Origin of the sequence: Bradyrhizobium cajani, from assembly GCF_009759665.1 — a bacterium.
Lineage (GTDB): Bacteria > Pseudomonadota > Alphaproteobacteria > Rhizobiales > Xanthobacteraceae > Bradyrhizobium > Bradyrhizobium cajani.
In genome coordinates this window covers 1-7,260 of record NZ_WQNE01000075.1, presented here as the reverse complement: position 1 = coordinate 7,260, position 7,260 = coordinate 1, and the positions used below count along the sequence as shown (strand labels likewise).

Here is a 7,260-nt window from a genome sequence, read left to right as displayed (position 1 = left end):
GCCATGGCGCGTCCCGCCGCGCCGGCATTCCATCCCCCGGCCATGCCGCAGCGACCGGCCATGGCGCCACATCCGGCGCCGCGTATGGCCTCACCGCCGCCGCGTCCGGCCCCCCATATCGCCGCACCGCCACCGCGGGCTGCTCCGCACGTGGGGCCACCGCGAGCCGCCCCGCACGTGGCCGCGCCGCGGCCTGAAATCCATCGGGCGCCGGCAGCGCCGGAACGTCCGGCTATGGCACCGCGGCCGACGCCGCAAATCGCCGCCCCCGCGCGCCCAAACGCACCGCCCGCCGCAAGCGTGGGGCCTGAACGGCCACGCGAGACGCTTTCGCGCCAATCCGTGGAGCGCCAAGGCCGCATCGACCGCTTGCAGCAGCGCGTACAGCAATTGCAGTCGCAAAAGCCAGAGGGCTCAAGGGCGCAGCACGAGCAGCAGCGGTTGCTGCAGTCGCAGAGCCGCCTGCTTGAGCGCGAGCAGCGTGCCCAACAGCGCGAGCAACGCGTCGACCAGCGCCAGCAGATGGTGCAACAGCGGCAGCGCGAGATGCTGTCGCGCCAGACGACGGAGCGCCAGACCCGCATCGATCGCCTCCAGCAGCGCGTGCAGCAATTGCAGTCGCAAAAGGTGGAAGGCGCGCGGGCGCAACGCGAGCAGCAACGGATGCTCCAGGCGCAGAACCGCTTGCTTGGCCGTGAGCAGCGCGCACAGCAAGTTGACCTGGCGCGCCAGCAGCGCCTTGGCCTCCAGGCTCCGGCCGGGCGCGCCTCAGCTATTGCGGCCGCCACGCAGGCCGCCGAGCGCGGGCGATTTGCGGCGCGCTTCCGTGAGCAGGCCACTCCGCAGACCCAGGCGGCCCTCGTCGCCCGCCACAGCGGCTGGGGTCCCCGGCAGGCCTGGCGCCACCGCCATCGTGCGGCTTTCGTGGCTTGGCTTGGGCCGGTGTTCTGGCCATACGCCTACTCCGACATCTTCGACTACACGTTCTGGTCCTATGCCTACGAGCCCGGCTATTGGGCGTACGCGTATGACGACTTCGTCGACACCGTGTTCTGGGGCGGTGACAGCCCCTATGCGGCCTATGCCAGCACCAATCCGTATGACTATCCGCAAGCCGGCGGCGGCTACCGCGCGCGTTCGCGCGCCAGCGCGAGCCCGCAGACGCTGCAGCAATTGTGCGGCACACCGGACAAGGGCGTGACCGCCTGGCCGCTTGCCGATATCGCGCGAACCGTGCAGCCGACGCCGGAGCAACGCGCACTGCTCGACGAGTTGAAGACCGCGGCGGCCAACGCTGCCGGTGTATTCAAGGACTCCTGTGCGGAGACCTATGCACTGACCCCGCCCGGCCGCTTGCGGGCGATGATGAACCGCATCAGCGCGACGCTGGAAGCCGTCAAGATCGTGCGACCGGCACTGGAGAACTTCTACAACTCACTCAGTGACGAACAGCAGGCCCGCTTCAACGCGCTCGGCCCCAATGTCGGCGACCGCTCGTCGCAACCGCAGGAAGCCAGTGCCGAGAGCTGCGGCGATCCGAAGTCCAGCCTGACCCAGTTGCCGATCCAGAGGATCGAGGCCGTACTGCATCCCGCAGGCAAGCAGAAGGAGGCGCTCGATCGCCTCAGCGAAGCGACGACGAAGGGCGTTGCAGACCTCCAGGCGGCCTGTCCGAATGATGTGCCGCTGACCCCGGTCGGACGGCTGGAAGCGATGCAGCGCCGGCTCGAGGCCATGCTGACGACCGCCAAGCTGGTCGAACCCGCGCTCGACGAGTTCTATGCCACGCTGAGCAGCGAGCAGAAGGCGCGCTTCAACACGCTGCAACAGGTTGCAAGCCCGTGAGGGCAACGTTATGCCCCCGTAGCGATCAAATTCCGAACCCGTCGAAACGACGCGATGGGCCAGCTCCGGACTTATGCTGCGAATTTCGCGAGGACGTGGCGGACCGGCGAGGTATCCACGCTTACCTCACACGGCATAGCGCCGGTAGAGCACGACGATAACAGCGAGCACCGTCCCGGCATAAATGATCTGCGCTGCGTGATCCAAAACAACAGCGGCGCGCTTTCGGCCGGCGTCCCGAAGTTTTTCATGTCTGTAGCCCGCCAATATCGTCATCAGGCATAGTACAAAGAAAATGTAGAACATCTCTTCGACGACCACCGTGTATCCGACATCGCCGATCTGACCGTTCACCGCCACGAGCAGCACCGCGCTCGCCAGGATCGAGGTCACAGGAATCGTCACGCGTTCACGAAACATGGTTTCGGGAAAGAACAGCGTGGCGAATACGACGAGCACGAGCAGAAACAGCGGCAGCAGGTTCTTCAGCATGTAGATGGCGGAGGTGCGGCGCAGCATGATGACCGCATCGAAGCCTGCGAATTCCGTCATTGCCTCGGCACCGAACAAAGACGCCTTTCCGAGCGTCGATCCGCTGGACTGGGATTCGACGAAATAGTTCAGTCCGAGAAATCGCCAGAGCTGAAGTCCGGAATAGGCCCCGTCCTCGGCCCGCGAGCTTCCGTCGTCAGCGAGGCGCAAGCCGAACCGATCGATGACATAGGTGACGAGTTCCCGCCGCTGTTCCGTGTTCTGGAAATGCAGACGCAACTCCTGCCGGTCGAACGGATAATCATGGAGATCGAAACGGGCCTTGAAATCGCCGTTGATGCGATAGAGCCGATAGCTCAGGCCGTCTTCCTGTCCAGCCTTAATCGGCCGAGCCGGATCGAACGCCCCGCGATCCAGCAACGCCGGGAATTCGACGTGCGTCTGCGCCTCATCGTCGCCGGCGAACCGCATCCAGAGATAGAAGTCGACGTTGAACGAATTTTGCTTCACGTCGATCCGGCCAACGCGAATGATGTCGATGCCGGTATAGACGACACGCTGAATCCAGTTGCGGCGCCCCTCGAACGCGATGACATGGCCCTTCTCTTGTTCGGCGTCGAGATCGATTCCAGCCGGCTGATCGATGCGCACGAGTTGCAGCGGCGCGGTGACGAATCGACCGAAATGGAAAAAACCCATTCGGATCGGGCGCGGAATGTCGCGGTTCGCGTTGAAATAGAGCAGCCCCGTTAACCCGACGACCGCCGATTTCGGACTGTCGATCGCGGCCAGTGCACGGCGCATACGGTCGCGATCTGCAACCTTGCTGTCGGATCGTTTCTGAATCCCCTGCCCCATAAACCGGCGATCTACGGCAGCTCGTTTCAGCGCGTCGACCATCAGGCGCGCGGCATCATACGCGCCGCCGCCAACCCAGCTTGGGGAGGTTCCCGCTTTCGCTTTGTACTCGGCGGCAAACCCCTGCGCCGCCACGCCGGCGCTGTCGAAAATCAGCGACGATGCGGCATACAGATTCTCACTGAAGAAGCCCGAATGCGCTTTTTCCTCCGGTTCGTCGACGAAATTTTTCAAATAGCTTTCGCGGCCCGCGCCCTGGGTTGTAATGATCGTTCCCTTGACACCGCGGCGGCGCAGCGCCTTAACGATGTCTGCGATATAATCGGCTGCCGCGCCGACGACGATGACGCCGGGGCCGGGCTCCTGCACGGCGGCGTTCAGCGCCTCGTCCATCGATCCAATCCGACCCGGGGCGGCGTCCAGTCCGAACACGCGCAACTGCTCAGTCGGATAGGCCGCCGCAAATCCGCGCACAAAACTCTTGCCATAGGAATCGGGCGTGTGAACGAGGCGAACTTTTGGCTCCCTCATCACGGCGCGCAGATGTTCCGCAATCGAGCGCGCCTGCGCGGAGATCGGCGACAGCGCACGAAAATAATATTCATTGCCGGATGTCAGATCGTCGGCAGCCGCGCCTCCCGTGAGTGCCGGGATCCGCGCATTCTTATATACCGGCGCTGCCGCGAGCGACGCGGAGCTGAGATAATGTCCGAGCACAGCGACGCACGGGCTATCGGCGATCGCCTCCGCATTCGCGCGCGCCACGGCTGGATTGCTTGCGTCGTCGAACAGAACGAGTTCAATCGGCCGCCCGTTGACGCCACCCTTGGCGTTCACCTCGTCGATTGCAAGCTGCGTTGCGACCAGGCTCTCCGTCCCGGCCGGGGCGGACGGGCCAGAGAGCGAATTGGCGAACGCGATGCGAATAGGCTCCGGACGGGTCCAGAGGATGGCGGCCCACGCGACGGCGAGCACCAGCACGACGCCCGCAACAACGGCAAGCCACATCATAAGCCGCGGCTTCATCGTCGATCCTCGCATCGATCGGCATAAGCCGAGATTCTCCAGATCGAGGCCAGACCGAGATTGCCGCCGCTGAGAGCGGTTTTCAAGCCCGCCCCATCGCCACATGACCGATGTCTGCGGTGGGTCAGCAAGCCCGGCATGTCACGTCCTAACGTTTGGCTTGGTCCTCCCAGTCCTCCCACTCGACATCATGGATTTCCAGGTAACTGGAAACGGCCGCGCCAATGGTTGGGAAGAAATATTGCTCGCCAAGCTGCGAGAACAGTCCAAATCTCTTCAGCTTGTCCTTGACGGGATCTTTCAGCTCGGCAAAGCAGAGCTCGACACCCTGCGCGTGCAGCGCCTCGTCCAATTCGGCGACGATATCGCCGGCGGAGACGTCCACGCTGGTGACAGGCTCCGCCGCAACGACCAGCCAGCGTACGGGCGTCGGCGATTTCGCCACGGCGTCCAGTACGCGCTCCTTGAAGAACTCGGCGTTGGCGAAGAACAGAGGCGCATCCCACCGAAACAGGACCAGTCCGGGGATTTGGCGTGCATCCGGATATCTTGTGATGTCGTGATAACCTTTGACGCCATCGGCGCGACCCAACACGGCGGAGTGTGGGCGCCAGCCGTCCCATAAGAACTCGGCGATGGCGATTGCTATGGCCAGACCAATTCCCGGAATCACCCCGAGCACCGCCACGCCGACAAAGCAGACCATCGATAGCCAAAACTCCCACTGCTGAATCCGATAGATTCGTTTGAGGTCAGTGACCTCGAACAGGCCGATCGCAGCGGCGATGACGACAGCCGCCAATGCAGCGGTGGGCAAATGCTGAAGCAGGTTTGGCGCCACCAGCAGAAGGATGGCGATGGCAAGCGCGCCGACGACGCAGGTGAGCTGGGTATGGGCGCCGGCGGCTTCCGCAACGGGAGTGCGCGAAGCGCTGCTGCTGATCGGGAAGCCTTGAAAAAAGCCGGTTGCGAGATTGGCGGCGCCAAGCCCCACCATCTCCTGGCTGGGATCGACATGCGTGCCCAATCGTGCGGCATAGGCACGCGAAAGCACGCTGGTGTCAGCGAATGATACCAGCGCGATTGCGCCGCCGCCGACCAGTACCGGGACGATATCGCCGTAGGTGATCCAGGGGATCGCGAAACCCGGCAGGCCCTGCGGAAGAGGACCCAAAACCGCCACGCCGTAACGGGGTGCAAGATCAAGCACCCCGACGATGGCGGTCGCGCCAACCACCGCAATCAGAATGCCCGGCAGCCGCTTGTTGTTCCGAAGCAGCAGGATGACCATCAGCGTGCCGAGCCCAATCCCGAATGCGACCCAGTTTGTCTTTCCGTCGAGGATTGCAGCAGCGAACGCCCATAGGCTTCGCAAAGGTCCTGCGCTCTCGGTTGAGAAGCCGAAGAGCTTTGGCAGTTGGCTGATCAAGACGGTCAATGCAATTCCGTTCATGTAGCCGTACCGTATCGGCTTGGAGAGCAACTCGGTGACAAAACCCAGGCGCGCGATGCCTGCCAGAATGCATACCGTCCCCGAAACGATCGCCATCATGGCAGCGAGCGTTGCGGCGCGAAGGGGATCGCCACCAGACAGTGGGACGACAACGCCGAGGATGACAGCTGCCAGCGCCGAGTCAGGCCCCAGCACGAGGATGCGGCTGGGGCCGAACAACGCGTAGACCAGCAGCGGTACGATCGTTGCGTACAGACCGTAGATGCCAGGCAAGCCCGATGCTTCCGCGTAGGCAATTCCAACCGGAACCAGCATCGCCGCCAGGACGAGTCCAGCGAATATATCGCGCGGAAGCCATGCCGCCTCATATCGACGGATGGTTTCGATTGCCGGCAGCCAGTGGATCCAATGCTTCATTGGCGGTCGCTTCCAGACCCGGCCGGGCTCGTTGGCCACGCTTGGCCGCGTTTGGCCCAGCTAGAACCAGTCTAGGCTGTTGCGTCCCTCGGCAAGCGGAAAAAATGTCACATCTCCGCTCATTCGCTTCAACAATGTCCGTTCTGCCGCTGAGAGCGGAAGTCAATTCAGAGGGGCCATGCTGGCAGCCGCCAAGCCGGTCGAACCCGCCCTGGACGAGAGTTCTATGCGAACCTGAGCAGCGAGCAGAAGGCGCGCTTCAACGCGCTGCAACAGGTCGCAAGCCCGTCAAGGCGGCGTCGCATTCTCTCGTTGCAATCTGCGCAGCGGCCGGACAACGCGGGATGACGCAATCGGCGTACTTCAGAGCTCGACGAGACCATGTATGTTGCCATGTATGCCGCAGTTCTCTGCGAGAGTGCAGCGGCGCGCAACGCAAACGACAGCCCCGTTTCTGGACCTCATGATCGCTCGACGCTGCCTATCTCGTTCGAGACGATGGCGTTGCATTGTTGGAAGTGAGACGACAATTCAAGATCGGCCAGATGATCCCAGTATTCCGCTTCTGCGAGCAGCTTCCATTTGTTCATGCTGTTGTATGCGGCCTGTTGGCGGCACAGTGAGCTCATCGCACGCAAGCGTCGCACTTTATCCACTGCGAACCTCCCTTCGCGCTTGCTTGTTTACAAGCGCGTTTGTGTTGTCACAGTTTTGCAGACTGAATTGACGAGTGATAGTCCGGAATTTGACGGTCATTTAATGATAGCGCAATCGTCTGACTTTTCCTTACGCCCATCACAACAATGGCCCCGACGATTGCACGCCGGGGCCATTCAAGATCAACAGGCAATGGGTACATCCGCCGTGCCTGCTGGTCGTCGATGCCACTGATCACCTTATCCGATCTGGCACAGATTGTGGCGAGGCTGCGGCACCGAGATGATCGCATTCTGCCTGAAAGCTGAGGGCAGTCCACCTCGCCATTGGAGGTACTCCCAACCAGCTCGCGCTAATCTTACTGTGTCATAAAATCATTCGCACGGTGCGGCTTTGGATAAGAGCAGTACAGCACGGACATCGTCGCAGGCGATTGATGAGCGCAACGCTCAGGTATCGTCGCATCGTTGCGATCGAGTTTGGGATGTGACGTTCGGTCCTGAACGGCAGAG

5 protein-coding genes are annotated in these 7,260 nt (G+C 62.4%); 1 reads left to right on the top strand and 4 read right to left on the bottom strand.

The window, feature by feature from the left end:
* Window positions 1–414 precede the first annotated feature (414 nt).
* Entirely contained in the window at window positions 415–660 is a 246-nt protein-coding gene (locus GPL20_RS39870; RefSeq protein ID WP_246251301.1) for a hypothetical protein, read from the bottom strand.
* Between the two features lie 3 nt (window positions 661–663).
* On the opposite strand from GPL20_RS39870, the gene GPL20_RS38320 reads away from it, so the two are divergent.
* Window positions 664–1,845: a Spy/CpxP family protein refolding chaperone gene (locus tag GPL20_RS38320; protein ID WP_246251299.1), complete on the top strand. Its 1,182-nt coding sequence runs from the start codon at window positions 664–666 to the stop codon at window positions 1,843–1,845.
* A 126-nt stretch (window positions 1,846–1,971) separates the two neighbouring features.
* Here GPL20_RS38320 and GPL20_RS38315 read toward each other — a convergent pair whose 3' ends face one another.
* The 3 genes from GPL20_RS38315 to GPL20_RS38305 form a co-directional block, all read right to left on the bottom strand.
* Window positions 1,972–4,221 (bottom strand): ABC transporter substrate-binding protein, encoded by a 2,250-nt coding sequence (locus tag GPL20_RS38315; protein WP_167533394.1) that lies wholly within the window; start codon window positions 4,219–4,221, stop codon window positions 1,972–1,974.
* A gap of 148 nt (window positions 4,222–4,369) precedes the next feature.
* The gene (locus GPL20_RS38310) at window positions 4,370–6,091 is read right to left on the bottom strand and encodes a SulP family inorganic anion transporter (protein WP_157337896.1); all 1,722 of its coding nucleotides are present in this window, start codon (window positions 6,089–6,091) and stop codon (window positions 4,370–4,372) included.
* Between the two features lie 461 nt (window positions 6,092–6,552).
* A complete protein-coding gene (locus tag GPL20_RS38305; protein WP_157337894.1) occupies window positions 6,553–6,747 on the bottom strand; it encodes a hypothetical protein in 195 nt (64 codons plus the stop codon).
* Window positions 6,748–7,260 lie beyond the last annotated feature (513 nt).

Bases quoted from the DNA above. Each gene is read 5' to 3' on its own strand.
- GPL20_RS38320 (WP_246251299.1), top strand. From the start codon at position 664: ATGCTCCAGGCGCAGAACCGCTTGCTTGGCCGTGAGCAGCGCGCACAG.
- GPL20_RS38315 (WP_167533394.1), bottom strand. From the start codon at position 4,221: ATGAAGCCGCGGCTTATGATGTGGCTTGCCGTTGTTGCGGGCGTCGTG.
- GPL20_RS38310 (WP_157337896.1), bottom strand. From the start codon at position 6,091: ATGAAGCATTGGATCCACTGGCTGCCGGCAATCGAAACCATCCGTCGA.